The 26,185-nt window shown below is 66.0% G+C and carries 22 protein-coding genes; 10 read left to right on the top strand and 12 right to left on the bottom strand.

The window, feature by feature from the left end; all coding sequences use genetic code 11:
* Positions 1 to 360 precede the first annotated feature (360 nt).
* Positions 361 to 1,854 (top strand): replication factor C large subunit, encoded by a 1,494-nt coding sequence (locus HMUK_RS08405; RefSeq protein ID WP_015762713.1) that lies wholly within the window; start codon positions 361 to 363, stop codon positions 1,852 to 1,854.
* A gap of 105 nt (positions 1,855 to 1,959) precedes the next feature.
* Here the strand turns inward: HMUK_RS08405 and HMUK_RS08400 are convergent, their stop codons facing one another.
* Positions 1,960 to 2,766, bottom strand: a complete 807-nt coding sequence (locus HMUK_RS08400) for a COX15/CtaA family protein (protein WP_015762712.1) — start codon at positions 2,764 to 2,766, stop codon at positions 1,960 to 1,962.
* A gap of 201 nt (positions 2,767 to 2,967) precedes the next feature.
* Here HMUK_RS08400 and HMUK_RS08395 point away from each other — a divergent pair, with 201 nt between their 5' ends.
* Both HMUK_RS08395 and HMUK_RS08390 read left to right on the top strand, forming a co-directional pair.
* Positions 2,968 to 4,872, top strand: coding sequence for a methyl-accepting chemotaxis protein (locus HMUK_RS08395; protein ID WP_015762711.1), 1,905 nt, complete (start codon positions 2,968 to 2,970; stop codon positions 4,870 to 4,872).
* A gap of 113 nt (positions 4,873 to 4,985) precedes the next feature.
* A complete protein-coding gene (locus HMUK_RS08390) occupies positions 4,986 to 7,238 on the top strand; it encodes an NADP-dependent malic enzyme (RefSeq protein WP_015762710.1) in 2,253 nt (750 codons plus the stop codon).
* Between the two features lie 6 nt (positions 7,239 to 7,244).
* On the opposite strand, the gene HMUK_RS08385 is transcribed toward HMUK_RS08390, so the two are convergent.
* From HMUK_RS08385 to HMUK_RS08375, 3 genes are all read right to left on the bottom strand, one after another.
* On the bottom strand, positions 7,245 to 7,868 hold the full coding sequence (locus HMUK_RS08385) for a hypothetical protein (RefSeq protein WP_015762709.1): 624 nt from the start codon (positions 7,866 to 7,868) through the stop codon (positions 7,245 to 7,247).
* Positions 7,869 to 7,951: 83 nt separating this feature from the next.
* Positions 7,952 to 8,200, bottom strand: a complete 249-nt coding sequence (locus tag HMUK_RS08380; RefSeq protein WP_015762708.1) for a hypothetical protein — start codon at positions 8,198 to 8,200, stop codon at positions 7,952 to 7,954.
* Positions 8,201 to 8,369: 169 nt separating this feature from the next.
* Positions 8,370 to 8,795: a hypothetical protein gene (locus HMUK_RS08375; protein ID WP_015762707.1), complete on the bottom strand. Its 426-nt coding sequence runs from the start codon at positions 8,793 to 8,795 to the stop codon at positions 8,370 to 8,372.
* A gap of 201 nt (positions 8,796 to 8,996) precedes the next feature.
* On the opposite strand from HMUK_RS08375, the gene HMUK_RS08370 reads away from it, so the two are divergent.
* Complete coding sequence (locus tag HMUK_RS08370) at positions 8,997 to 9,614, top strand: HalX domain-containing protein (RefSeq protein WP_126967130.1); 618 nt, start codon at positions 8,997 to 8,999, stop codon at positions 9,612 to 9,614.
* 176 nt (positions 9,615 to 9,790) lie between these two features.
* Here the strand turns inward: HMUK_RS08370 and HMUK_RS08365 are convergent, their stop codons facing one another.
* The gene (locus HMUK_RS08365) at positions 9,791 to 11,119 is read right to left on the bottom strand and encodes a substrate-binding protein (protein WP_015762705.1); all 1,329 of its coding nucleotides are present in this window, start codon (positions 11,117 to 11,119) and stop codon (positions 9,791 to 9,793) included.
* Positions 11,120 to 11,391: 272 nt separating this feature from the next.
* Here HMUK_RS08365 and HMUK_RS08360 point away from each other — a divergent pair, with 272 nt between their 5' ends.
* Positions 11,392 to 12,696 (top strand): DUF7405 family protein, encoded by a 1,305-nt coding sequence (locus HMUK_RS08360; RefSeq protein WP_223270945.1) that lies wholly within the window; start codon positions 11,392 to 11,394, stop codon positions 12,694 to 12,696.
* Entirely contained in the window at positions 12,693 to 14,357 is a 1,665-nt protein-coding gene (locus HMUK_RS08355; RefSeq protein WP_015762703.1) for a CRTAC1 family protein, read from the top strand. Before HMUK_RS08360 ends, HMUK_RS08355 begins: the two co-directional genes overlap by 4 nt.
* Here the strand turns inward: HMUK_RS08355 and HMUK_RS08350 are convergent.
* Complete coding sequence (locus HMUK_RS08350; protein WP_015762702.1) at positions 14,345 to 15,577, bottom strand: hypothetical protein; 1,233 nt, start codon at positions 15,575 to 15,577, stop codon at positions 14,345 to 14,347. The genes HMUK_RS08355 and HMUK_RS08350 overlap by 13 nt on opposite strands.
* A gap of 88 nt (positions 15,578 to 15,665) precedes the next feature.
* Between HMUK_RS08350 and HMUK_RS08345 the strand changes: the two genes are divergently transcribed.
* Together HMUK_RS08345 and HMUK_RS08340 are read left to right on the top strand one after the other, a co-directional pair.
* Positions 15,666 to 16,235: a hypothetical protein gene (locus tag HMUK_RS08345; protein WP_015762701.1), complete on the top strand. Its 570-nt coding sequence runs from the start codon at positions 15,666 to 15,668 to the stop codon at positions 16,233 to 16,235.
* A 47-nt stretch (positions 16,236 to 16,282) separates the two neighbouring features.
* Positions 16,283 to 16,990, top strand: coding sequence for a helix-turn-helix domain-containing protein (locus HMUK_RS08340; protein ID WP_015762700.1), 708 nt, complete (start codon positions 16,283 to 16,285; stop codon positions 16,988 to 16,990).
* A gap of 3 nt (positions 16,991 to 16,993) precedes the next feature.
* Here the strand turns inward: HMUK_RS08340 and HMUK_RS08335 are convergent, their stop codons facing one another.
* Entirely contained in the window at positions 16,994 to 17,770 is a 777-nt protein-coding gene (locus HMUK_RS08335) for a PHP domain-containing protein (protein WP_015762699.1), read from the bottom strand.
* Between the two features lie 81 nt (positions 17,771 to 17,851).
* Here HMUK_RS08335 and HMUK_RS08330 point away from each other — a divergent pair, with 81 nt between their 5' ends.
* The gene (locus HMUK_RS08330) at positions 17,852 to 18,370 is read left to right on the top strand and encodes a hypothetical protein (protein WP_015762698.1); all 519 of its coding nucleotides are present in this window, start codon (positions 17,852 to 17,854) and stop codon (positions 18,368 to 18,370) included.
* Between the two features lie 69 nt (positions 18,371 to 18,439).
* Here HMUK_RS08330 and HMUK_RS08325 read toward each other — a convergent pair whose 3' ends face one another.
* From HMUK_RS08325 to HMUK_RS08305, 5 genes are all read right to left on the bottom strand, one after another.
* A complete protein-coding gene (locus HMUK_RS08325) occupies positions 18,440 to 19,285 on the bottom strand; it encodes a hypothetical protein (RefSeq protein WP_015762697.1) in 846 nt (281 codons plus the stop codon).
* Positions 19,282 to 20,493, bottom strand: a complete 1,212-nt coding sequence (locus tag HMUK_RS08320) for a PQQ-binding-like beta-propeller repeat protein (protein ID WP_079979654.1) — start codon at positions 20,491 to 20,493, stop codon at positions 19,282 to 19,284. The genes HMUK_RS08325 and HMUK_RS08320 overlap by 4 nt, the downstream gene beginning before the upstream one ends.
* Before the next feature lie 258 nt (positions 20,494 to 20,751).
* Entirely contained in the window at positions 20,752 to 22,095 is a 1,344-nt protein-coding gene (gene hmgB, locus HMUK_RS08315; RefSeq protein WP_015762695.1) for a hydroxymethylglutaryl-CoA synthase, read from the bottom strand.
* 209 nt (positions 22,096 to 22,304) lie between these two features.
* The gene (locus tag HMUK_RS08310) at positions 22,305 to 24,707 is read right to left on the bottom strand and encodes an Ig-like domain-containing protein (RefSeq protein ID WP_015762694.1); all 2,403 of its coding nucleotides are present in this window, start codon (positions 24,705 to 24,707) and stop codon (positions 22,305 to 22,307) included.
* A gap of 62 nt (positions 24,708 to 24,769) precedes the next feature.
* The gene (locus HMUK_RS08305; protein WP_015762693.1) at positions 24,770 to 25,360 is read right to left on the bottom strand and encodes a DUF2150 family protein; all 591 of its coding nucleotides are present in this window, start codon (positions 25,358 to 25,360) and stop codon (positions 24,770 to 24,772) included.
* Positions 25,361 to 25,506: 146 nt separating this feature from the next.
* On the opposite strand from HMUK_RS08305, the gene HMUK_RS08300 reads away from it, so the two are divergent.
* Positions 25,507 to 26,157 (top strand): adenylate kinase, encoded by a 651-nt coding sequence (locus HMUK_RS08300; protein WP_015762692.1) that lies wholly within the window; start codon positions 25,507 to 25,509, stop codon positions 26,155 to 26,157.
* The last annotated feature ends 28 nt before the right edge of the window (positions 26,158 to 26,185 follow it).

The raw sequence follows: 26,185 nt of genomic DNA, 5'->3' as shown, positions 1-26,185 counted from the left end.
GCTGTCTATAGTAGCCATTGAAAATCAATGCACACCCGATCGCACGACTGCAGTGCGATCGGTGTGTAAATCGGTTCCATTGTTACTATAATAATTCCAATAGTTTTATGTGGGGCAGCCGGATACCACCAGACACCGGTGCCCTCCACAGTGCCGGTACGAAGCCATCAGTTGCCACCGCCGCTCGCTCACTTCCCCAAGGGCGAGCGGTGAACGCAATGCGGCACGGCAGATGCCCACCTCACACGCTTCCATCCCCATCCTCCGTGGACATCCTGCCGTTCCGGCAGTCTCTCTTTCGAGACGACGATCGCTCCCGCTCCGCAATCCCTAAACGAGCCTCGCGCCAAGCACACGTCAATGGCCGACTGGACGGAGCGATACCGCCCGACGACGCTGGCGGAGGTGCGGGGCAACGACAAGGCCCGCGACGCCCTGCGAGAGTGGGCCGAGAGCTGGGAGGACCACCGCGAGGCCGTCATCCTCCACGGCGCGCCGGGGATCGGGAAGACCTCCGCGGCCCACGCGCTGGCCAACGACATGGAGTGGCCGACGATCGAGCTCAACGCCTCGGACTCCCGAACGAAAGACGTCATCGAGAAAGTCGCCGGGGAGGCGGCAAAGTCGGGAACGCTCACGGCGGGCGGAGCGGGACGACGGCTCGTCGTCATGGACGAGGCCGACAACATCCACGGCAACGCCGACCGCGGGGGAGCGCGGGCGATCACGTCGCTGGTCAAAGAGGCCAACCAGCCGATGATCCTCATCGCAAACGAGTTCTACGAGATGAGCAACGGGCTGCGCAACGCCTGTGATGACATCGAGTTCCGCGACGTGGGCAAGCGCTCGATCGTGCCGGTGTTGCGGGACGTGCTCCGCCAGGAGGAGATCGCGTTCGACGACGAGGCCCTGACCGAGATCGCCGAGATGAACGACGGCGACCTCCGGGGAGCGATCAAGGACCTCCAGGCGCTTGCGGAGGGCCGGGACCACCTCGCCGCCGACGACGTGGTCACCGGCGAGCGCGACACGACGGAGGGGATCTTCGACTACCTCGATCTCCTGTTGAAAGAAGCCGGTCCCCAAGAAGCACTCGAAGCGAGCTACGACGTCGACGAGACGCCCGACGACCTCATCAACTGGATCGAGGACAACATGCCCAAAGAGTACGCGGGCAGCGAGCTGACGACTGCCTACGAGTTTCTCGCCAACGCCGACCGCTGGCTCGGGCGCGTACGCGCGAAGCAGAACTACTCGTTCTGGCGCTACGCGGGCGACAACATGACCGCCGGAGTCGCCGCCGCCCGCGAGGGAACGAAGGGCGGCTGGACTCGCTACGGCCCCCCGAGCTACTGGTCGAAGCTGGGCCGCTCGAAGGGCACGCGCAACACGCGAGACCACATCGCCCAGCAGATCGCCGCCGTCAACGGCGTCAGCATGCGCACTGCACGCCGGGAGATCATGCCCTTCCTCGCAACGATGACTCACCACTGCAAGAACCGCGAACTCACCGTCGCGATGGCCGCCCAGTACGAGATGGACGCCAGCCACGTCGCCTTCGTCACCGGGTCGGGAAAAGACACCAACAAGGTCCAGTCGATCGTCGAGGACGCCGAGGAGCTTCGAGAGGAGGCCGCAGTCGAGGGGTCGGACGGTGCCTTCGAGGGTGCCAGTGCCGGCGAGACGACACAGGACGCGACCGGCACAGACGACACCCACGACGACACTGACGACGGTGGACAGGCGACGCTTGGCGGTGAGCCCGCGGGCGACGACGGGGAGGCGGACGACAGCGACGGCAGCCAAGAGAGCGACGACGGCGACCAGCAGTCCGGGCTCTCCGATTTCATGTGACGATCGCCGACCGGCAGTCCGTATCATACGGTTTCTTGTAGTTGCTTACCGGTGATCGTCGCCACGGAGTAGACGATCACCGGTAAATCGCTACAATAATCCGTATCAGTCCGCCCGCGTCGCGGCCAGACCGCCGGTCTTCGACCGCTTCGAGAGCGTCCAGATCGCGCCCGCGATCAGGACGAGGACGACCACCGCACCCGCGTCCGTCAGCGTCTGGTCGAGCCCGAACTTCCGGCGTGCGACGAGCATGTCGAACCAGGTGACGGCACTGCCCAGCGCGAAGAGGAGACGCGCACGAGGGAGTCCGTGGCCGTGTGCCCACAGCGCCCCCGCGACGAGCGCGCCCCAGAGGAGGAAAGAGAGGGCGTAGTAGCCGGTGAGCACGCTGACCGGCACCGCAAACAGGGAGCCGTCGAGCGCGAGGTGGAAGGGGACCGCCACAGCAGCGAGGATCGCCAGCGTGCGGAGTCCACCGACAGACGGCGGTTCGACGGTCCAGACACAGGCCGCCGTGAGACAGAGCAGGATGAGCGAGGCGGTAAAGAAGTGCGCCGCGGTGATCAGGGCAGTAAACTCCGTCACCGTCAGCGCACCGAGGATGATCTGGGAGGGGAGCAGTACGACGGCGGCGGTGACGGCCCACTTCACCCGACGGTCGTCCTGGCGTCGCCAGGCGAGATACAGGACGCCAAGCAGCGCGAAGCCGACGAGCATCGCCAGCAGCCGGTGGGACCACTCGATGAAACTCACGAGGTTCGCGGGGAACAGGCCCATCCAGCCGTCACAGAGCGGCCATCGCTGTTCACAGGTCAACCCTGCGCCCTTGTAGGCGGTGTAGAGCCCGACGAGCATCAGGAGGAGCGTTCCGGCCGTCGTGGTGAGCAACAGCCGACGGAAACGACTCGTCATAGTCGTGCTATCGGCCCCACGCACTTATCCCATTCTCTCTGTCGCGGCCATCGGGGTATACCACCGGTCGTACCTCGGTGCACGCTTTCGCCACCCCGAGTGGCGAAGACCGTCACGGAGTAACGGCCGACAGTGTTATCTGGTTTGATACCAGCGTGGATACGTTTATCTACCACACCAGTGGAGCAAGGAACAAGAGATATGTTCGACGCCATCGTCGACGCGCTCGGGCCGAGCGACACGACGGAAACGGAGGCGCGACCGGACGGCGGAACGGTCGGTCGGAGAGAGTCACAGTCCGAGGGTGATGTCGTCGACGTCGACGCGTCGCAACTGGACGCCGTCTTCGAGGTATCCGACGCCGCTGCGGTCGGTCGTCGCCAGGTCGACCGGCAGTTCGCGCTCGACCGCTCCGACGTTGCGGATCTGGTGGCGGAGTACGATCAGGTCGGTGCCAGCCGCTCGGCGTTCCTCACCACACAGGAACTCGTCACCGAGTCGCTCGTCGAAGACGCCTTCGAGCGGCTCCGGAAGGAGGTCGGCCCGGATGCCCAGAATTCGATCGACGCGGTCGAGCGCGAGCTCCGAGAGCGCCTGGAAACCGCGCAGTTCGTCTCCCGAACCGGTATCGAGGCCTTCGAGGCCGACGGCGACGGAGACGCGGCGTCGGAGGCGACGGATCGGTTCGATTACCACGACGTGCTCCACCACGTCGGAACGCCGCTGTTCGTCCTCGACCCCGATGGGGAGATTCTGACGTGGAACCGCTCGCTTGAGGACCTCACCGGCGTCTCGGAGACGGACGCCAAGGAGATGGAGATGGCCAGTATGGCCTTCTACCCCGACGGTCGGCGCGGGAAGACGCTGGCCGACAAGGTACTCGACGCCCCCGAACGAACTCATCTGGAGTACGACGTGCCGAAAGTCGAAGACGCCGGATTCACGCTCTATCGGGACCGGAGCGTGATGGCCGATCAACACGGCAGCGAGCGACACATCTCGTTCAGTGCGGCCCCGATCTACGACGGGGACGAGCTGGTCGCCGTCGTCGAGATGGTCCAGGATCGGACCGAAGAGGCCGAGCGCCACGAGGCGATCGAGACGCTGGTCGAGGAAGTCGAGTCGACGATGGGGGCACTCCAGCGAGGGCAGCTCGACGCCCGAGCCTCGTTCACCGAGGACGACGGCAAGGAACACGTCGACGACCAGCTGTGTGAAGTCGTCGAGTCGCTCAACGAGATGGCCGAGCAGGTCGAACGGTTGACCCACAAGGTCGACGACCAGGCCCAGGCGCTCGCGTCGACGATCGAACAGACCACGAACGCCGCCGAAGCGGTCGAGGAACGCGTCGAGAAGCAGGCCACGTCGCTGACGACGGCCGCCGATACCGTCCAGGAGATCGGTGCCGGGATGGAGGAGGTCGCCGCCACGTCGAGCGAGGTGGCGTCGGCGGCACAGCGGGCTCGCGACGCCGCCGAAGAGGGATCCGACGCCGGCCAGGCGGTCAAAGCGGTCACGGACAACCTCACCGAGACGAGCGAGGACCTCGTCGACAGCGTGACGGATCTCGAGTCCCAGATGGACGAGGTCAACGAGATCGTCGACATTATCGCCGACGTGGCCGAGCAGACGAACATGCTCGCGCTCAACGCCAACATCGAGGCGGCCCGCGCGGGCGAGAGCGGGAGCGGGTTCGCCGTCGTCGCCAACGAGGTCAAGAGCCTCGCGAACGAGACCAGCGACCACGCCTCGGATATCTCCGCGAGTATCGACGCGATTCAGGAGCAGGCGGCCGAGACCGCCGACATGGTCGACCACTCCCACGAACGGGTCCAACGAGCGGAGTCCGAGATCGACGAGGCGCTCACGGCGCTCGACGAAATCACGGAGGCGGTCGAGGAGGCCACGAGCGGGATTCAGGAGGTCGCCGACGCCAACGACGATCAGGCGACTGCGATCGAGAACATCACGTCGATCGTCGAGGAAGCCAGGGAACACGCCCAAGAGGCCGAGACGGCGACCGGCCAGATCGTGTCGGCCACGCACCAGCAACAGACGGCCGTCGACGAACTCACCGACCGCGTCGACGAACTGACGAGCAGGTAGCCGCTCGTCTCGCGGCCGTCCGAGACTGCCGACACAGTTCCACGACCGTCGTAGTACCATTCGTCTGTTGACGGGAAACGGGCCTTTTTTACCGTCGGGATCGACGGCCACGTATGGGACTCGACGAGGACGCCCTCGACTACCACGGCCGGGCACCGCCCGGAAAGATCGAGATCGCGACGACGAAGCCGACCAACACCCAGCGAGACCTCTCGCTGGCGTACTCGCCGGGCGTGGCCGCGCCCTGTGAGGCGATTCACGAGACCCCGGAGGACGCCTTCAAGTACACCGCACGCGGGAACCTCGTGGCCGTCGTCTCCGATGGCTCCGCGGTGCTCGGCCTCGGCGACATCGGCCCCGAGGCGTCCAAGCCGGTGATGGAGGGAAAGGGCGTGCTGTTCAAGCGGTTCGCCGACATCGACGTGTTCGACCTCGAACTCGACACCGACGACCCCGACGCGATGATCGAGGCCGTCGACGCGATGGGACCGACCTTCGGCGGGATCAACCTCGAAGACATCGCCGCGCCGGCCTGCTTCGAGATCGAGCGCGAGCTACGCGAACGGATGGACGTGCCCGTGTTCCACGACGACCAGCACGGGACCGCGATCATCTCCGGGGCGGCGCTGCTGAACGCGGCCGACATCGTGGACAAAGAGCTCGAAGAGATGGAGATCGTCTTCTCCGGTGCCGGGGCGAGCGCCATCGCCTCGGCCCGCTTTTACGTCTCTCTGGGAGTCCGCAAAGAGAACATCACGATGTGTGACTCCTCGGGGATCATCACTGCCGACCGCGTCGAGAACGACGGACTGAACCGCTACAAGGCGGAGTTCGCCAGCGAGGGGACCGGCGGCGACCTCGCCGACGCACTGGCCGGTGCCGACGCGTTCGTCGGCCTCTCGGTCGGTGGCGTCGTCGACGAGGCGATGGTCCGATCGATGGCGAGCGAACCGATCATCTTCGCGATGGCCAATCCCGACCCGGAGATCGACTACGAGACGGCGAAGGCCGCTCGCGACGACACCGTCATCATGGCCACGGGGCGGTCGGACTACCCCAACCAGGTCAACAACGTCCTCGGATTCCCGTTTATCTTCCGCGGTGCGCTCGACGTGCGCGCGACCGAGATCAACGAGGAGATGAAGGTCGCGGCGGCCCGCGCGCTGGCTCGACTCGCCCGTCAGGACGTGCCAGACGCCGTCGTCAAGGCCTACGGCGACCAGCCGCTGCAGTTCGGTCCCGAGTACATCATCCCCAAGCCGCTGGACCCCAGGGTCCTCTTCGAGGTGACTCCCGCCGTCGCGGAGGCGGCGATGGACTCCGGCGCAGCACGCAAGAGCATCGACCTCGACGACTACGTCGAACGGCTGGAGGCGCGGCTCGGCAAGTCCCGCGAGATGATGCGAGTCGTGCTCAACAAGGCAAAGAGCGACCCCAAACGGGTAGTGCTGGCCGAGGGCGACGACGAGAAGATGATCCGCGCGGCCTACCAGCTGATCGAGCAAGGGATCGCCGAGCCGGTCTTGCTGGGCGACCGGGACCGGATCTCGGCGATCACCGACACGCTCGGGCTGGCCTTCGAGCCGGAGATCGTCGATCCCGACGAGGGCGGCCTCGACGAGTACGCAGATCGGCTGTACGAACTGCGACAGCGGAAAGGCGTCACGCGACGCGAGGCCGACGAACTCGTCACCGACGGCAACTACCTGGGCAGCGTGATGGTGGAGATGGGCGACGCCGACGCGATGTTGACCGGGCTGACCCACCACTACCCCTCCGCGCTGCGGCCCCCACTCCAGATCGTCGGGACCGCACCGGAAGCCGAGTACGCAGCGGGAGTCTACATGCTCACCTTCCGCAACAGGGTCGTCTTCTGTGCGGACACCACTGTCAACACGGACCCCGACGCGGACGTGCTCACGGAAGTGACCCGTCACACGGCCGAGCTGGCACGGCGGTTCAACGTCGAGCCCCGCGCGGCCATGCTGTCGTACTCGAACTTCGGCAGCGTCGACTCCCCGAGCACGCGGGCACCGCGTCGCGCCGCCGAGCGCCTCCGGGAGGACCCGGCGACGGACTTCCCGGTCGACGGCGAGATGCAGGCCGACACGGCCGTCGTCGAGGACATCCTCCAGGGGACCTACGAGTTCTCCGAACTGGACGACCCGGCGAACGTCCTCGTGTTCCCGAGCCTCGAAGCGGGCAACATCGGCTACAAGCTCCTCCAGCGCCTCGGCGGTGCAGAGGCGATCGGCCCGATGCTGGTCGGCATGGACAAGCCGGTCCACGTCCTCCAGCGTGGCGACGAAGTCAAAGACATCGTCAACATGGCGGGCGTGGCAGTCGTCGACGCACAGGACGACTGATCGTCGTCAGTCGCTCGCGCCGCCTCGGTTCGAGCGCGAGGGCGGAGGGACCTGCTCGTCGACGGTCGGCGTCTCGGGGAGCACACAGCGGGCCGGCTCGTCGTTGACGTGTGCGTACTGGTCGGGGGCGTTTGCCAGCGGGTGGGCCGGGTTCGATCCGCTGGCGATCCGTGCGGCCCTGACCTCGTCGAAGCCGTTGATGCGGGCTCGAATGCCACGCCAGTGGAGCCCGGTCGAGCGAGGGATCGAGACCGGGTGGCTCGCGTCGAACTGCGCGTTCTTGACGGCGAGCATCGCGGCGTTGACGTTGGCCGCGAGGTCGTCGTGGTCGATGAGGAGTCCGACGGTGGCGTCGCCCGGTGCCCGAGCGGCGAGGATGTCGAGCCCGAGGTGGAGCGCTCGATACTCGGCGACGTTGTTGTCGGGCGCGCCGTCGTGGACCGACAGCCGGGCGACGCGCTCCCCGTCCCGCGTCTCGATGACGACCCCGAGTCCGCCAGACGACTCTCGATACGAGCCGTCGGTAGCGACGTAGAAGTCTCGGTGGTGTGTGCGCGGCGGGTGCGCGATGTGGGGCGTCGGCGATTCGTCGAACAAGTCTCGAAGTGACGGCCGGCCGTATGCGGCCATACAAGTATTACGTGTCGGTACGTGTTAAATATATTGCCCAAACTACAGACGAAGTGACAGGAAAGCCGGGACGGCGACGGAGGTCACTCTCGCAGGTGCTTGTGGCCGACGAGGAGGGCGACGGCGTTACACAGCAAGAGGGTCAGGAACGCGCCAGTCAGGCTCTGGCTGGAGAGGCCGACCGCCAGAAGCGGCAGATAGAGGAAGGGCAGTGCGATGGCGATCCAGAACGCGAGCGCCCGGATCGGGGGCAAGACGTGCTTACCGACCTCGCTCACCGAGCGTACCGACTGGAGCGACGATCGAAGGTCGTTGTTGGTCGAGCTTGACATCGGGGACACCTATCGATCACCACGACCGAGAGCATCATATAACCGGTCGAGGCTTCGGACTGTTTCAGTTCATTTCACGCTGGTACGAAGTGCGTACGAACGTTTTACGACGGCGCGAAATGTCCCGAAACGTTTTATAACGTCGGCTTACCGAGCGACGACGATTCGATCACTCTCGGTCCGCGGCCGAGAGAAGCGCCACCGTGACCGCGCCTCCGGCGGCGGGGAGCTCGACGGAGTCGACGACGTACTCTGGGACCGTCGACCGCCACTCTTCGAGGGCCGCTTCGTGCGTTTCGCGGTGGCGCTCGACGGAGTACTGTTCGTCGGATTCGGACCTGAGCCTCTCGGCGGTCTCGTCTGAGGTGGGCAGCGACGGACAATCGTCGTCGAGAAGCGCGCGCGGCGAGAGCAACAGCTGTGCGTCGTCGTCGCCGTCGCCGGGCTGTTCGACGTGGAGGCGTGCCCGCATGCGAGCACTGAACGGAGCCGTGACACGAAGGGCGGTCTGGGTCCCCCGTTGGCTGGCCTCCAGTGCGGTGACGATCTCGTCGGCTTTGACGACGACCGTCTCGATCGCTTCGTGATCGGTCATCGGTGTGACTACTGAGTGGCGACGGCGTATCAATGTCGTGGGGTCGCCAGCGCCGAACGGGATCGGCATCGTCCCTCCGATCCCCACTGCGGGGTCGAAGACCGACCGGTGAGACGGGGGGTGACGCGTCGCCTGTCCATAATCACGGGCGATAATCTGGTAGATAGATTTATCTGTGGTATGGCGAAATTGGGGGACAGTATGTGGCGGGGGGACGACGAACGGACGGAGGCATCTGGCGTGCAACTGAAGACGGACGCCGAGACACCCGAGATTCTCGTCGTCGACGACGAACGCGACGTTGCAGATCTGTACGCCATGTGGCTCGGCGAGGAGTACGAAACCAGCGTCGCGTACGACGGTGACCAGGCACTGGAGTACGCCGACGAGTCGGTCGACATCGTCCTCCTGGACAGACAGATGCCAGGTCTCTCCGGGGACGAGGTGCTACAACGGGTCCAGGAGCGTGGGCTCGACTGTCGCGTCGTGATGGTCACGGCCGTCGATCCCGACGTCGACATCGTCGACATGCCCTTCGACGACTACCTCACGAAGCCCGTCACGGGTGCTGATCTCCGGGAGACGGTCGAAGCGATGATGCGCCGCGATACGTACGACGACCACCTGCAAGCGTACTTCGCAGCCCTTTCGAAGCAGGCGACACTGGAGTCCGAGATGAATCCGAGGGCCCGAGCGAAGAGCGAAGCGTACGCGGAAATCACCGCTCGCGTCGAGCGACTGGCCGACGAGGTCGACGACCTCTCCGAGAACGTCGACGACTTCGGATCGCTGTTCTCCGAACTGACCGGGCGCGACTGATACTGCCGGCTGTCTCTGTTTCGAGACGTTCGCGACCCCGTGGTCGCGAACTGCTGTACAGACGGACAGCCGGCAGTATGAGACGGGACGCTCTCGGAGCTACACTCCTGGTGAGACGGAGATCGAGTCGCGTCCCGACGGCGGCGTGTGGGCGGGTCCGGAGTGACCGTACGTGCTTACAGCTCACACGCCGACGCGGGCGGTTCGTCACAGCCGGGTTCCACGTTTCGCCGCCCGTTCAACAGCTCGAAGTAGTTCCCGACCGAGTCCGTCCCGGTACTGCCACGAACGACCGGGACGGCTCGCATCGCCTGGTGGTCGCAGGCCCGCATCGTCTCTGAACCCGCACCGAGTGCGTACTCGACCCCTTCGAGTTCGGACCGGACCGCGTCCGCGTCGAACGTGCCGGCGGCCTCGGCCGCGCTGGCCCACAACAGGACCTGTCCGTACGTGTTCTGGGCCGGGCCCGGTGGGACGAGGGCCGTGGTGCTCATCGTTCCCGAGTACTCGTTCTGGTAGGCGTCGCCGAACTTGCTCGACAGCGGCGTATCGAGGTTCTCGTGCCAGCCGACGGTGCCGTAGACTCCCTCGACCCGCTCGCCCAGCGAATCCGAGACCGACTGGGTGAGCAACGGAACGACGATGACTGCATCCTCTGAGAGGATCTCTTTGGCCTGCTGGATCGCGTTGACGGCGTCGAGGCCGAACAGATCGAGGAAGACGATGTCGACGCTGTTGCTCGACGCTTCCGAGAGCGCTCGCTCGAAGTCGGTCGAGCCCGACCGGACCGTCGTCGTGCCGATGGGCCGCAAGTCGAGGTCGCTCGCGGTCGCGTAGCGGTTGATGCTCCGCTTGAGGTCGCGTCCTTCGATCGTGTCGGTAGTGACCTGGAAGAAGAACTGGGCACCGTCGATGTCGGAGACGACTTCCGGGACGAGGGCACGGGCCAGCGTGCGAGAGTTGAACAGCTCGCGGTAGACGTGTGGCGAGCAGTTCTCGCCGGTGAGCTGGTTCAGCGTCGACGTGCCGACGAAGTACGGCGTCTCGTGTTCGTCCGCCAGATCCCGGTGTGTCGTGACGACGCTGCCCGCGACACCGCCGGTGAACATGGCCAGCTCGTCGTCGCCGAGTCGCTGCTGGAGGTTCGTTTCGGCCGTCGAGGCGTCCCCTTCCGTGTCGGCGACGGCGGTCTCGACGGTCCGTCCGAGCACGCCGTCCCCTGAGAGACGAGCGAACCCATCGCCACCGACCAGGCCCCCGCCCTCGTTGAGATGGGTGACCGCGAGTTCGAACCCTCGCCGCTCGTGATCGCCGATCGGAGAGTAGCGACCGGACTCGGGCGAGGACAGTCCGATCGTCACCGAATCGTCGGTGCTGGTTTCTGTCGTCGCCCCGTCAGATCCGAGACAGCCGGCCAGCGCCACCGCTCCGGTCCCACCCAGAGATTCGAGTACACGCCGCCGCGTCGCCCGCGAACCGCAGCCACCACGGTCGTCCGTTGTCATGGCCTATGGTTGGCAAACCATTACATATATGATTTTGGATCAGTTCGCCGTCGGAATCTGTCGCCTCGCCGAAACCGATCCGACGGATGACACGGGATTCCGCTCGGTACGCTGTCCTAGACGGGACTGTCCGTACGCTCGGGCGGTATCGTTCACTGCTGGTGGGCAGCGAGGAGATCTGCGTGGCCAAAACCGGTTCGTTTCACTCGGCGACACCGAAATGCCAGCGTCTTCGCGAAAGAATTATCAGGGTGTGAAGGTAATGCCAGTCAATGTCATCCGACCGTTTGCGAGGGATCTCTCGCCGCGATTTCGTCCGATCTGCGGTTGCGATCGGTGGGACGGCCGCGCTCGCCGCGTGCATGGACCGGGAACTGGACGAGGGCGGAGAGACCGATACGGGCGGCGGTCGCTTCCCGTCTGGCACCGACACGGCGTCGCTGCCCGACGGGCAACACGAGTGGAACGAGTATCTCGTCCACGGCGCACACGGAAACACGTCGCTGCCCCAGCATCAGGTCATTCTGGGACTCTCCTACGTCGGCTCGGTGCCGCCGACGACCGCAGAGCGCGAGCGAGTCGAAGAGGCCCTCTCGACGCTCGAAGCGGCAGTCAGGTGGGGAACCGGCGGTGACCCGTCGGCGGCGATCAACGACGGCCTGCTGACGATGCTGGGCTACACGAGCCGATACTTCGATCGGCTCGGAAGCTCGGTCGAGCAGCTCACGTCGCCCGAATCGCTCCTCGAATCGATCGGAGAGGACACCGAACACGCGGACGAGTTCGACGCGGTCCTCTTCCTGACGAGCGATCTGGGCTCGCTGACGATCGGTGCCGAGGAAGCGCTGTGGGGCGAGATCGACGAACTCAACGGCGTCGCGTTCGACGCGACGCTGTCCGGGATCTTCGAACGGACGACGCGCCGCACCGGCGTCGTGGGACAGGGGCTGGTCGCCGACGAGGTCGAACAGGACGACGTGCCAGACGACGCACCTCTCTCGATGGGATTTCGCTCTGGCTTCAAAGACTCCCAGCCCAGCGAAGCGGCGGTGACGATCGACTCGGGACCGTTCGCCGGTGGGACGACGGCCGCAGTCGGTCGGTTGCACATCGACCTGGATCGCTGGTACGACAGCGGCGACCTGGAAGACCGCACCGAGAAGATGTTCTGTCCCGCTCACGACCCCGAAGAGATCGGCGAGACCGCCGACAAGCTCGGCAGCGAGAGCTCGATCACCGAGACGGACGTCGATCGGATGACCGAGGACGCCGACCGACACGCCCGCGTCGGCCACTCACAGAAGCTGGCGAGCATCCGTGACGACTCGTTCGATCCGCTGATCCTGCGGCGCTCGGAGGGGGTCGCGACGGACGCCCCCGAACCGGTCGACTTCAACTTCACCTCGATCCAGCAGGACATCGAGGACTTCGTCACCACCCGACGGGCGATGGAGCCCGAGGAGTACGACTTCGACGTCGACGACGACGAACACGGGATCGTCGACTACCTCGAAACGAAGGGGCGGACGGCCCTCGTCGTTCCCGCGCGCGAGGACCGCGCGCTCCCGACACCATGATCGACCGACGGACGCTGGCGGTCACCGTCGTCGCACTGCTGACCGTGACCGCCGGCTGCACTTCGATCGCCGAGATGGGGGGCGGCAGCGACACCGGCGGCGAGATCGGCTTCGAGGACGTGACCGGAGAGGTGGGGCTGAACTACAGCGACGACGTGGCGGGCGGTGCCGGCAACGGCAACGCGGGCGTCTACGTCGCCGACGTGGACAACGACGGCTGGGACGACGTGCTGGCGGTCGGCGGCCAACGGCCGGTGCTGTTCGAGAACACCGGCGGCGAGTTCAGTCGCTCGGGCGCGTTACCGGAGTACGACCGGCAGTTCAAGAGCGCCACGTTCGTCGACTACGACGACGACGGCTGGAAGGACCTCCTGTTGTTGCCCCGGGGCGGTGGCGTCGTCGCGCTCCACAACGACGAGGGATCGTTCGAACCGGACGACGTGGGTCTGGAGAACGTCACACATCCCCTGGGAGCCGCGCCAGCCGACTTCGACGGCGACGGCCGCGTCGACCTGTTCCTCTACCAGTCCGGTGACTGGCTCGAAAAGACCCCGGCCGGCAAGAGCGCACTGAACGAGACGCTCACGTCAGACAACGGCTACCCTAACTACCTCTATCGCAACGTCGGCGGCGAGTTCGAGCGCGTCGAGGACGCCGGCATCGAGGGCGATCGCTGGAGTCTGGCCGCCACTGCAACGGACCTGACTGACGACGGCCGACCGGACATCTACGTGGCGAACGACTTCAACACCGACGTGCTCTACGTCAACGAGGGCGGCGCCAGCTTCAGCCAGCGCCAGCTGGAGGGACCGACCGCGCGAAACGGGATGTCCGTCGAGGTCGCCGACCTGGGCGGTGACCGGCGTCGGGACGTGTTCGTCACGAACATCGAACTGCCCATCTCACGGGACAACATGTCCGAGGAACGCTACGAGCTGCTCGAACGGATGTCGACGTTCGCCTTCCACTCGGGCCGGACGAAGGGCAACACCGTGATGGTCAATCAGGGCAACGGCACGTTCGAGGATCGAGCCAAGTCCCTGGGCGTCCAGACGGGTGGCTGGGGGTGGGCCGCGACGGCGACGGACTTCGACAACGACGGGGACCGCGACCTCATGCACGCGACCCAGAACGTGTTCCGGCTGGACCCCGACGATCCACGCTACACCTTCCCCATGCTCTGGGAGCGGACCGACGGGGGCTTCGAGAACCTCGCAGCCGACGAGCGGGGGCTCCCCGAGACCGACGGACGTGGTCTGGTCGCACTCGACTTCGACAACGACGGCGATCAGGACGTGATATCGGCCGCCTACGGCGACCGATTCGCCGTCTACGAGAACACGGTCACCAGCGACACGGATCGCCTGCAGTTCCGGGCCGTCGACGAGACCGGCGGGACGGCACTGGGCGCGACCGTGACCGTGAGCGGCGAGGACAGCACCCAGCGGGTCGTCCAGTACTCGGAGACGGACTACCTCTCACAGGAGAGTCAGGTCGGCCACGTCGGCCTCGCGGGCGAGGGCAACGTGACGATCACGGTCACCTGGCCCGACGGGACCGAACGGACCTTCGACGACGTGGCACCGAACCAGCGGGTCCGCCTCTCGCCCGACGGCATCGAGACGGTGACGACGTTCCCGACCGGCGGTCAGACCGGGTGACACAGCGCCCACGTGTCGCGCTCTGGATCGAGCTTCGACGGCTCGGCCCCGCGGTCGGTGAGCAGACCGGCGTGGTACAGCATCGCCTTGAGCTGAAAGACCGTCGGTGAGTGGTAGCTGTCGCCGTCCGAGAGCGGCGCGTCCCTGAGTTCGCCACCCTCGTTCAGGACGCGCTCGCGGACGTTCTCGTCGCCCCGGAAGAACAGTTCGACGGTGAACGTCGGGTGGTGAGCGTGGAGCCACTCGACCAGTTCGACCAGCGAGGGGGCGTCGATGCCGTCGTCGTGCATCTGCTGGAGTTCCTCGACGAGCAGCGTCGTCGCCGGATAGGCGTAGACGACGCGGCGAGCGACCTGTCCCCAGCGCGGGGCGACGTCGACGAACCGCTTTCGCGAGCGGCGATAGGACTCGAAGTCGACCACTGCCGCTTCGAGCGTCCCAAACTCTTCGAGTCCGAACCGGACGACCTCCCGACCCAGCGGCGTCAGCGTCGGCCGGGGCTGGGCGTCGACCAGCCCGAGGAAGGCCGCGCCCTGGCGAGCCGCGTCGACCGCGCCGACGACGTGGTCGGCGACGAGCCGCTCGGTCTCGCCGTCGTGTGCGACCGCCAGCGGGTAGGCGAGGTAGTTCTTGGGATGGTTCAGCCCGAAGCTCTTCTCGGCGACGCCCTGGGCACCTGCCTGGAACCGGATCGCGCCGGCCTCGCCGTCGGTCCGGTTCCCGACGACTCTGGGTCGTTCGAGCACTTCGACACGACCGCTCTCGGTGACGCCGAGGACGCCGACGTTCAGTTCGCGCGCCAGCGTGCGTTCGCCGTCTCGGATCGACGCCAGCGGAGCCGAGACGAAGGCGACGTTGGCCTCGTCGAGCCGGTCGTGTGCCTGGACGACGGCACGCTCGCCGTCGACCGTCCCGCCGGAGTAGCCCTTGGCCTCGACGACCACCAGCGGCGGCCGCTCGCCCTGTCGGTCGACCGCGAGCAAGTCGTTATCGAGCGGTCCGACGCCGACGAGATCCGGGTAGCCGGTGCCGACCCGGACGTGGTTGAACGGCGCGAGTGCAGCCTTCGTCTCCTCGGCGATCGGGCGACGATCGACCCACCGCTCCTGTGCGAACTGCGTGTCCGCGACGACGTAGCCGTCCGGATCGTCGCCGGGAAACAGCTCGCGCTTCGTGTGTGCGAGGACCGACGGCTCGGTCAGCGACGCGCTCGTTGCCATACGGTCGCTTTCGCCGTCGCCGGCATCAGTGTTTGCCCCGCGACCGCTCCCAAAGACATATACCGTGGCTGCTCGCAGGGCGAACGGCATGAAAGAAACTGTTCGCGAGCTGGGACCGGCAGCCGGAAGCGGGATCGGGGCGTACGTGCTGGGCTACGTCTTCACGTACGTGCTCAGTGGCCCCGCCGTCGAGGAGTCGAGCCTGAATCAGATCGTCGAGGCGGTCGGCGACGGCGGCGTCGCCTGGAAGCTCGTCGGCTGGGTGTTCTACAACGCCCACGGCGTGACGACGACGATCGACATCGACATCCCGTTTCTCGGCGGCACGGAGGTCCTCAACTACATCGCACAGGGCGACGCGCTGTCGCCCGTCCTGTACGTGCTCCCACCGGCGCTGTTGATCGCGGCCGGTCTCTTCGGTGCCCGGATGGCCGACGCGACCGACGTGGGCGACGCGCTCCGGACCGGCGGCGCGGTCACGGCCGGCTACCTCCCGCTGGCGATCGCCGGGGCCTTCCTCTTTACCGTCGCCGTCGACTCCTCGTCGGGCGGGCCGACGCTGGTGCCGGCGATCGGGCTCGCCGGACTGGTCTACCCGCTCGTGTTCGGCTCGATCGGTGGGGCGATCGGGGCTACCCTCGCGAACAGCGGTCGGTGACGGCGGCTCCGGTACGCTTTTGACCGTCTCCGTGTAGACGGTGAGGTATGGTTCGGGGACCGCGGGCGGAACTGGCCGAGAAGATGGCGGGCGAGATCGCGCTCAGCGACGCGCCCGGAGAGACCGTCCGCAAGTGGCGCACGGACTTCGAAGTGAGCCAGACGGGACTGGCCGACGCGCTCGACGTGTCGCCCTCTGTCGTCTCCGACTACGAGAGCGGGCGGCGCGACAACCCCGGCATCGGCGTGGTCCAGCGGGTCGTCTCGGCGCTGCTGGACATCGACGAGCGACGCGGCGGCGAACACATCCGCCAGCACGCTCGCGTCCTGTCGGCCGGCTTCGACTCCGACGTGGTCCACGATCTGGGCGAGTACCCGGCCAACCTCCCACTGGCGGACTTTTACGACGCCATCGACGCCACCGAGCTGGTCGGTGGCGACGCCGACACCGTCGCCGGCCACACCGTCATCAACTCCATCGCCGCGATCACGCGGCTCTCTTCGGACGAGTTCTACCAGCTCTACGGGCAGTCGACCAACCGGGCGCTGGTGTTTACGGACGTGACTCGCGGCGAGTCACCGCTGGTCGCGCTGCGAGTCGTGACGCCGACGCCCAACGCGGTCGTCCTGCACGGACTCGAATCGGACGCCCTCTGGGATCACGCGGTCGATCTCGCCCGCATCGACGGCTTCTCGCTCGCCGTCGCGGACGCCGAGATGGACGAGATGCTGGCGGGGCTGCGGGAACTCCGGTAGGCGCTACTGGAGCGCGGGCGGCGCGACGAGGTCGAGTGCTGCCTCCTCGAAGAACGACCGCAGGAAGGGCGCTCGCGCCTCGATCTCCTCTGGGGTGTGTGAGTCGGAGCCGACGGTGACGGACACGTCGTACTCGGCCAGCACCGACCGGAACGGTGCCGTCGGGTGGACGAGATCGAGATCGCTCAGCGCGCGCCCGGCGTTGATCTCGGGGATCGTCCGCGAGTCGGCGAAGGCCGACGCCACGCGGCGATACTGTGCCTCGGTCGCGCGGCCAGCCAGCGGCGGCGTCCGCTCGATCAGGTCGGGGTGGGCGGCCACGTCGAACAGTTCGGACTCGATCAGCTCGACGAGACGGTCGAAGTACTCGTCGACGAGGGCGTCGAGTGTTGGCTCGGAGCGGCCGGTGTAGTTCGAGGGGACCTGTACGTTCGCGCCGTCGAGTTCGTGGACGCTCCCGATCGCGTAGTCGAAGTCGGCCTCGGACAGGAAGTCGGCGATCGCGTCCTCGTCGCTGGGGTGGTAGTCCATCTCGACGCCGTCGTAGATCGCCACGTCGGTCTCGGCGCGCAGCGACTCGATGCCCATGCGCCGCCGCTCGTAGGTCTCGTCGAGGGTGAATCCGTAGCGGGCCCGCTCCTCGCGGCGGAAGTCGCGCTCGGTGACGGTACAGTGATCGGTGAAGCCGATCCCCGCAAGTCCGGCCGCCTCGGCGGCTCGGGCCATGTGGAACATGTACCGACCGTCCGAGTAGTTGGTGTGAGCGTGGTAGTCGTACACGGTGGCTCACTGGGCACCGGCGGCAAAGTCGGTTGCGCCGGGAGCGAAAGAACCGTTAGTTCCCCCTTCGTCGCCGACACCATGGCCCCCCGAACGACGACCGCCCTCCTCGTCGGATTGCTCGCCCTGAGTGGACTCTCCGTCGCCGCCGGAGGGGTGATCGACGCCCCGCCCGAGCTGACGATCGAGAACCAGGCAGACACCCCCCACCGCGTGACCGCCTACACCGTCGCCGAGACCGAGTCCGTGATGGAGCTGAACTTCGCCGTCACGACCGACGACGGCGACCGTCGACTCGCGACGCTCGAACAGCTCTACTGGCCCGGCGAGTTCCGGAACGTGACGATAGCAGATGACGGCGTCCCCGGCCAGCGCCACACCGTCGAGCCGGGAGAGAACGTGACGACGACGGTCGAGGCCTGGACGCCGGGCAACGTCACGATCTACGTCGTCGAAGATCTGGGAGACGACCAGCGCCACGTCCACACCGGCATCCGCTCCTGTACTGAACGCCAGCAGGAGCACGAACTCACGCTCAAATCGGACGGGGCCGGCGGGAGCTACACCTGTGCGTCCAGCCTCGACTGGCTCTTACCGTGACCGCCTGTATCGACTGTTCTCGTCGGCTTCACGCCTCGGAAACCGATTCATACGGAAAGTTGTAGGTCTTTACCAGATCGACCGCACGCCGTCGCGCGGTCGACTGGGTAAACGCCTACAACCGTCCGTATCAGCCCCCCGAACCAGGACGGCGATCGAGACGGCCTGAACCGGTGCCACGACCGCCGTACTGAGGAACCCACCAGCGACGGGGACCCGCGCCAGCCCCCAGGCGGCGAGACCGAACGTGAGCACGAGTCCGAACAGTTGCAGTCGCTGGCCTCGCGCCGTCGCGGCGCTCGCTCCCAGCGCGTGCAGGACACCGTAGCCGGCAGCGAGGTAGCCGGGCAGCGCGAACAGCGAGACCAGCACGAGCGAGAGGACGACCAGCGACAGCAGTATCAGCGGGACGCTATCCGGGGAAAACCGGACGGGCGCAAACAGCCGGAGTGTTACCGTCAAAGAAGCCAAAGCCGCGAGATAACGACCCAGCGACGCGCGGCCGCTGTCCCGGTCGAGCACTCGCGTCATCGTCACCCAGCCGGCCGTGCCTACTGCCAGCGGGACGACCGCTTCGAGCGCGACCGCACCGAGGAGAGACGGCAGTTCCAGATCGACGAGCGCACCGACGGATCTGCTCGTGCGGGCGGTCCCACGCGGAAACACCGAGTACTGGAGGCTGACGGTCTGGTCCATCCAGTGGGGCGTCACGACCGAGATCGGGTCTCGCTGCCGGAGCCAGTCGACGAGTGCTACCAGAAGGCCGGCGACGGCGAACGGACACAGCAGCCAGGGGTCCCGGCGGATTTCAGTCACGGCAGCCCGCAGCATGGTCGCCGTCGTCCGCGGTGCGGACGACCCGCCACCGGCGGCACCGTCGTCGCCGACCGTCCCGCCGTCTGACTCCGTCGTCATGCCGTCTCCTCCAGTGCGATCACGCGCTTTCGGTTGGCGGCGTACAGCCGTCCGTCGCCGACGATCGGCGCGGACAGCGGGACCTGCGAGGGCCGGTAGGTGAACAGTCGGTCGCCGCTCGTGGCGTCGACTCCGACCAGCTCGAAGCCCGATCGGACCGCGTACACGACGCCGTCGGCCACGACGGGAGCCGTCTTGCCGTCGAACGGTGTCGTCCACAGCACCTCGCCGCTCGCGAGGTCCAGCGCGTGCATCGACCCCAGCTCGTCGACCGCGAAGACGGTGCCGTCGGCGACCGCCGGGACGCTATCGGTGACGTTCGCGTCGAACTCCGCGCGCCACAGCGTGGTGCCGTCAGCAAGATCCAGCAGCCGAACGTCCTCGCGAGTCTGAACGACCACGCCAGACGCGGTCGCGACCGGTGCGAGCACGGTCTGAACGTCGATCTCCCGCTGCCACTCTCGTGTCCCGTCGTCGGCGTGATACGCCGTTACCTTCCCAGGCCAGTTCGAGGCGACGACCAGATCGTCCCGCACGGCCGGACGGTTGAACGAGGCGCTCACGTTATCGTCCTCGTGATGGGTCGATCGCCACTGCACGCTCCCGTTGTCGGCGTCCAGCGCGGCGATCGAGTTCGTCCCCGGCAGGGCGGTGTAGATCGTCCCATCGGCGACGACTGGAGTGGCGTGGTCGGGCGCACCGAAGAATCCGGTCTCGCCCGACGACTCGCGCCAGCGCTGGAGGCCCACGGGTTCGTCTCTCATGGGTACGTCGAGACCTCCACCGGCGTTCAGGCCGAAGACCCCCGTTGGAGCGGTCACCGCGAGCGTGTCGGTATCGTACAGGGACGCCGACACGCGGGCCGGGCTGGACTGGTAGGGACCGGACGCTCCGAATCGGCGCTCGCCGTCCTCGGTGTCCAGTGCCAGCAACCCACGGCCGGCCGCGTAAATCGTGTCGCCCGCTCTGATCGGGGTCGTCGTCCCCCGAAACCACGCCGTCGACTCGTGGCTCCAGACGATCTCGACCTCGTCTTTCGGGCCCGTCCCAGACGGGTGAGACGCCGTACCAGCGGCGTCGTAGCGAGCCATCGGCCAGTCGTTGGCCGAGGAAGACACAGCCGTTTGAGCCCCGGCGAATCGGCCGCCAAACGCCGTGGCGACGGCGAGGCCGGTCGTCGCGAGGAGTTGTCGTCGAGTGGAGGGCATCACCGCTTCGTTCAGCCCGATATGTATAAAAGATGCCTGGAGGAGATGTTCGCGCGCTATCGCACGTAGCGATACTTCCGTTCGCCCATCCGTCCCGCTGCCCACCTTTTTCCGCTTCGGGTAGCTCACTCCGTTCGCTACCATCTGCTCACGGGCGAAAAGCGCCCGTTCGCATTGTCTGCGGGACCTCCGGTCCCGCACCACTCGCGCAAAAACGTGGGCGAAAAACCGGATCGCTCGCTTCGCTCTCGATCCGTGCTATCGCACGTAGCGATACTTCCGTTCGCCCATCCGACCCCAGCCGTCGAAGACGAACTCCTCGCTTGGCGTGGTGAGTTCCTCCACGTCGGCGTAGTCGTCGGTGTCGTGGTTGTGTACGTCGTGGATGCGCTCGTACTCCGCAAAGGAGATGTCGTAGCGGCGGTCGAGCTGGTCGTCGACGTTGAGCGCCTCGATTTCCGCTTTCCAGCCGTCGGCGACCGTCTCAGCGTGGATCTCGGCCTGTGCGCCCGAGCCGTAGGAGGCCACGAGGAGCTGGGCCCCGGTCAGGTCTCGGTCGTGTTCCAGTGCGTGCTTGAGGCCGGCGACGCGGGCGACGTGGACGGAGCCGGTGTACCAGTTGCCCACCTCGCGGGCGATTTCGAGGGTCGGTTCGATCGTGTCGGCGTACCAGTCCTCGTAGCGCTCCGTCTCGGTGAGTGCGTCCGTGTACTCCTCGATGGCGTCGAAGAACTGCTCCTGTGTCTTGAACTCCTCGCGGCGGGGTTGACGGCCGATCTCCTCGGCCAGCGTCAGTTCCACGTCGGTGTCACGGCAGACGTGGCGATAGCCCAGAGCAGCGGCCTTGCGGACCATGCCCGGGAACGGCGTGTGAAACGGGATCAGCGCGAAGTCGTCGGGGTGGAGGTCGACGCCGGCTCGTTCGAGGTCCTCCATCGCCTCGCGCATGCGTGCGAGATACACCTTCATCGATCGCTTGCCGTCGACGGAGGGGAACTGCTGGTTTGGCTTCAGGAAGTCCGTCTCGTCGGCGCTCCCGAATCCCTGGTCGGTCGACAGCTCGACGAAGTCGGGATTCTCGTCGACGATCATCGCGACCGCGCCGGCACCCTGTGTGGCCTCGCCGGGGTCGTCGCGGGCGTACAGCGCGGTGTCGGTCGCGATCACGAGCGCCTTGCGGCCGCGATTGCGGCCCGCGCGGATCCAGTTGTACGCGTCGTCGAGGCTCTGGGTCCCGGCGATGCAGGCGAACTTCCGCTCGCCCTTGTTAGCGTGGTGGAAGTCGTCGTCGTACACCTGTTCGAGACAGCCGGCGACGTACGTCGAGACGGGCTTGGAGTTGTCGAAAGCCGACTCCGTCGCCACGTCGATCCGGCCGATGTCGTCGGGCGTCAGACCCTTGCGCTCCATGAGCCGGTGTGCCGCGTTGGCCGCCATCGTCACGATGTCCTCGTACACGTCGGGGAACGAAGAGACGTGGAGACCGAGCCCTTTCGTGTACTTGCCGGGATCCTCGTCCTGGGCCGGCGCAAACGTCTCTGCGAGGTCCAGTTGCAGCTTGCCCGTCCGAATCTCGATCGCGTCGATACCGACCGTTGTCATACTGTGAGAGTTACCACCGCCGTATAAGAGACTGTCGACTATTCATTCGACGATCGTCGAATATCGTACACTCAGCTCGCAAGATCAAGCCGACCGACGGTCGGCGACACCACCATATCTGTCGTCGTCAGTTCGATCTGTCGTCTGGACCGACGACTGTCGCTGGGCAACCCGGTCACGTCGTAACTCGGGGGACACCGATCAGTCGGTCAGCCGCTACCCGAGACGACGGTCTGGGTGCTCCCCGTATTGGGCGGTGATGCGGAGTCGTAGACGGTCACCCTGATGGTATACGAGCTATCGCGCTCGTTGGTCTGTGCGACTAGTCGCTCGGCCGAGGTGTCGCTGGCTCCGCTCACACCGTTGTCCGTCGCCGTGTCGACAACCGTGCCCGACGAATCGGTGAGTTCGTACTCGACGCGGTCGAGGTCGCCGTCCGCGTCTGAGACGTCGACGGTGACGTCGTATCGGTCGGTCGGCGGCGAGGATCCGGCGCTGTAGGTCGCGCTTGTTATGGTCGCCGACGGCGCGGAACTGCCGCCACCGCCTCCGCCACCCCCGCCGGTTGGCGTGATCGTAAACGTCTTCGTCTCGGTTCCGCCGCTCGCTGGCTGGTAGGTGACCGTAATCTCCACGTCTTCGCCGCTCATGTCGACCGACGAGGTACCGTCAGTGAACTCGTAGAGGTAGAACGTCGCCGTTGCGCCGTCCGAGAGTTGTGCGTTCCCGTCGTTGCTGAATCCGTCGGCGTCCAGATCGACAGTTCGCGGGAGGGCGGTCCCGTCATTGTAATCGACGTGGGCATCGGCCAGGTCCGCAGCGACGTACACCTCACTCGTCACGGGTTCGCCGTTCGGCGTCCCGCCGTCGCTGAGGGTCGTGACAGCGCTGTTTGCCGGCGCTATCCTGACATCGGTGATCGTGACACTCTCGCCGAAACGGTTCGTGACGGAGAAGTTCACCCCGCCAGCGACGCTGTCCGTGTCCGCACCGTCGTAGGTGACGGCGTCGTCGTTGTACACCAAGCCGGACGCGTAGTTCGACACCAGAAGTTCGATTGCATCGCCACTCCCGCCCCCTGACGCGAACACAGTGACACCTCCGTTACGAGTTGGTGTGAACGTCGTGCCGTTCTCGCCAGCCGCGTCCGTCTCGCCCTCACCGGGGTTGACCGACCCAGCGCCTGAATCGTTGAGCGAGTAATCGATGATGGTTCCCACCGAAGTCGGATTGGTCGTCGCCGTCAGGTCGACAGTGGCTGCCTTGCTCGCATCGACGGTACAGACGCCATTGGCACCGTCCGGACAGGTGACGCCTGTCTGTGAGGGATCGAGCCACGAAACTGCGTACGGACTACCACTGCCGCCGCTACCGAGTCCACTGTTGTCGCTGTTCTGGACGCTGACAGTGAATGTCACGTTCTTCGCGGTGGTCGAATCGAACTGTGCGCCACCGATCTCGGCGCTCGTGCCAGTCAGACTCGCGTTTATTTGGAACGTCTCACTGGTCGTCCCAGAGATGTCGGCCGCTTCGTATCTGAACGTGGCCTGACCGCTATCGTCAGTCGTCTGCTCCGTCGCTGCGAGTGTCCCGTTCCCCGTCGCTGACTCGATACTTGCGTTGACCGTCACGTCAGAGACGGGATTGTTGAGCCGGTCTCGGACCGAGACCACGAGCTCCTGGGTCGTTTCCTCAGGAATCGTCGATTCGTTGCCCGCTACGTCGGTCAGATAGGCGCTTTCCTCCTCGGCGACGTTCGTTCCGACCCCGACTTTCGTCATGCGGAGCCGGTAGGAGACGTTCGGTTCGAGCGTGACCCACAGACGATCGTACCGAGCGCCAGCGACCGTCTGGACCTCGTAGTCGAGGACGTGACCGCCGTTCTCGTCGCGTTGGTCCGCCAGGAGCGCGTCCCACTCGGACTCGGACAGCTGCGTCGCCGCAGAGAGTGTCACGTTCGAGGAGTCGTTGGACACCGCGACCGTCGTCGTCGACGTACTCACCGGTTCGAGGTCCAGGCTCGTCGAACCGGCCTGGGTCCGGCTCAGAGAGCCGTTGATCGTCACGAGGCTGATCCGCTTGCCGTCGATCATCGTCTGGCCGGTTTCCGCCAGACTCTCGTCCGCGAAGCGGTTCGACAGGACCGTGTTCTCGTAGGCCGTCTCCGGGGCCTGTCCGTAGACGTTGTAGCTGGGCTGGTAGACGAGAAAGCCGGTGTCGTAGCGCCGATCGGTGCCGTTCCAGAAGTCGCCGGTCTCACCGCTGGCGGTGGCGTTCGCGATCGTCAGATTCGCCCCTGACTCCGCGGTTTCGCTGGTGCGAATCGTCCCCGAGGCGGGGCCGGGGTTGACGGCGACGAGTCTGGCGGGATAGCGGGTCCCGAGTGTCAGCGTCACCGACCTGGTCGCCGTCTCGCCGTGGATCGAGACCAGTGCGTTGCGCAGATCCTGCATCTGGTCTCGGACGTCCTGGTTGTGGTTGAACTCGACCGCGCGGTTCTGGTTCGGGACGACGAACGCCTGATAGCTCGAAAACGCGACGACGAGCATCGCGAACAGCAACACCGCTCCGATCTGGACCGACTGGGCGCGGTCGTCGTCCCGGAGTCCCATTGCCCGTCCTTGTCAGTACCCGGTAAAAAAGCTGTCCGCAGCTATGATCCAAACGATAACGACTACGCGTCGCCCTCTTCGTCTTCTTCGACGACCTCGGGGTCGCTCATTGCCGTCTGGAGGCTATCGAGTCCGTTGGCCCACTCCGAGACCAGCCCGTATTCGAGTTCGGCGGCCGCGTCCACGTCGAGTTCCTCGCCGTCGATGACCAGCGTGCCGGCCTGGACGCAGTAACCGAGCGCCGCGTCGAGGTCTTCCTCGGCCTCGGCGTCGGCCGCGGCCTCGATGTAGTCGATGACGGTCCCTTCCTCGGCAGGCCCCTCGGCGATGTACTCCTCGGCGGCGTAGAAGACACAGACGAGGGAGGTCTGGACGCCGTCGATCAGCATGACGGTCTCCTCGTCGTCGAGGTCGATCTCTTCGAGGACGATCGCGCGGATGTCCGCGATCTCCTCGAGCGCGGTCTCCCGATCGATCAACTCGTCGTCGTGATCGGTGATGATCTTGGCGACGGCGATCGCCGCATCGTCCTGCAGATTCAACAGCAGGCGAGCGGAATCTTCGTCTTCCGGATCGATCTCCTCTTCGTCGAGACGATCGATCCAGTTTTGCCACCGTTCCTCCGTGTAGTACTCCCCCGGTGGAGTGCTCATATCCCTCCCTACACATGACCGGGGATAGTACTTTCGACCACCGGGGACGCAAGAAGTTACCGTACCGATCCACAGAGGCGCGACAGTCGGTCGAGCCGTCGAACCGTTTGGACAATCATTTATTGCACGCCACAGAATCGTCGGGCATGGCAGCACCACGAATCCTGATTCTGGGTCCGCCGGGTGCGGGCAAGGGCACGCAATCGAGCAACATCGCCGAGACCTACGGCGTCGAGCACGTCACGACCGGCGACGCGCTCCGTGGCAACAAGGAGATGGACATCTCCGACATGGACACGGAGTACGACACGCCGGGCGCGTACATGGACGCTGGTGACCTCGTGCCGGACAAAGTCGTCAACGCCATCGTCGACGAGGCCCTCTCTCAGGCCGACGGCTTCGTCCTGGACGGCTACCCGCGCAACCTCGAACAGGCCGAGGAACTGGCAGACATGACCGACCTCGACGTGATCCTCTCGCTGTCGGTCGCTCGGGAGGAACTGGTCGACCGACTCACCGGCCGTCGGGTGTGTGACGACTGTGGCACGAACTACCACGTCGAGTTCAGTCCGCCCGCGGAAGACGGCGTCTGTGACGACTGTGGCGGCGACCTGATCCAGCGCGACGACGACAACGAGGAGTCCGTGCGCAACCGACTGGACGTGTTCGACGAGAACACCCGACCGGTGATCGATCACTACGAGGGCGACGACGCCTTCGTCGCCGTCGACGGCGAGCAGACCCCCGACGAGGTCTGGGCCGACATCCAGGACGCCATCGACGCGCGCGTCGAGTAAAACGTTCATAAGGGCTCGCCGCTGTAGA

This window comes from Halomicrobium mukohataei DSM 12286 (genome assembly GCF_000023965.1).
Lineage (GTDB): Archaea > Halobacteriota > Halobacteria > Halobacteriales > Haloarculaceae > Halomicrobium > Halomicrobium mukohataei.
This window is presented reverse-complemented; position numbering and strand designations above follow the sequence as displayed.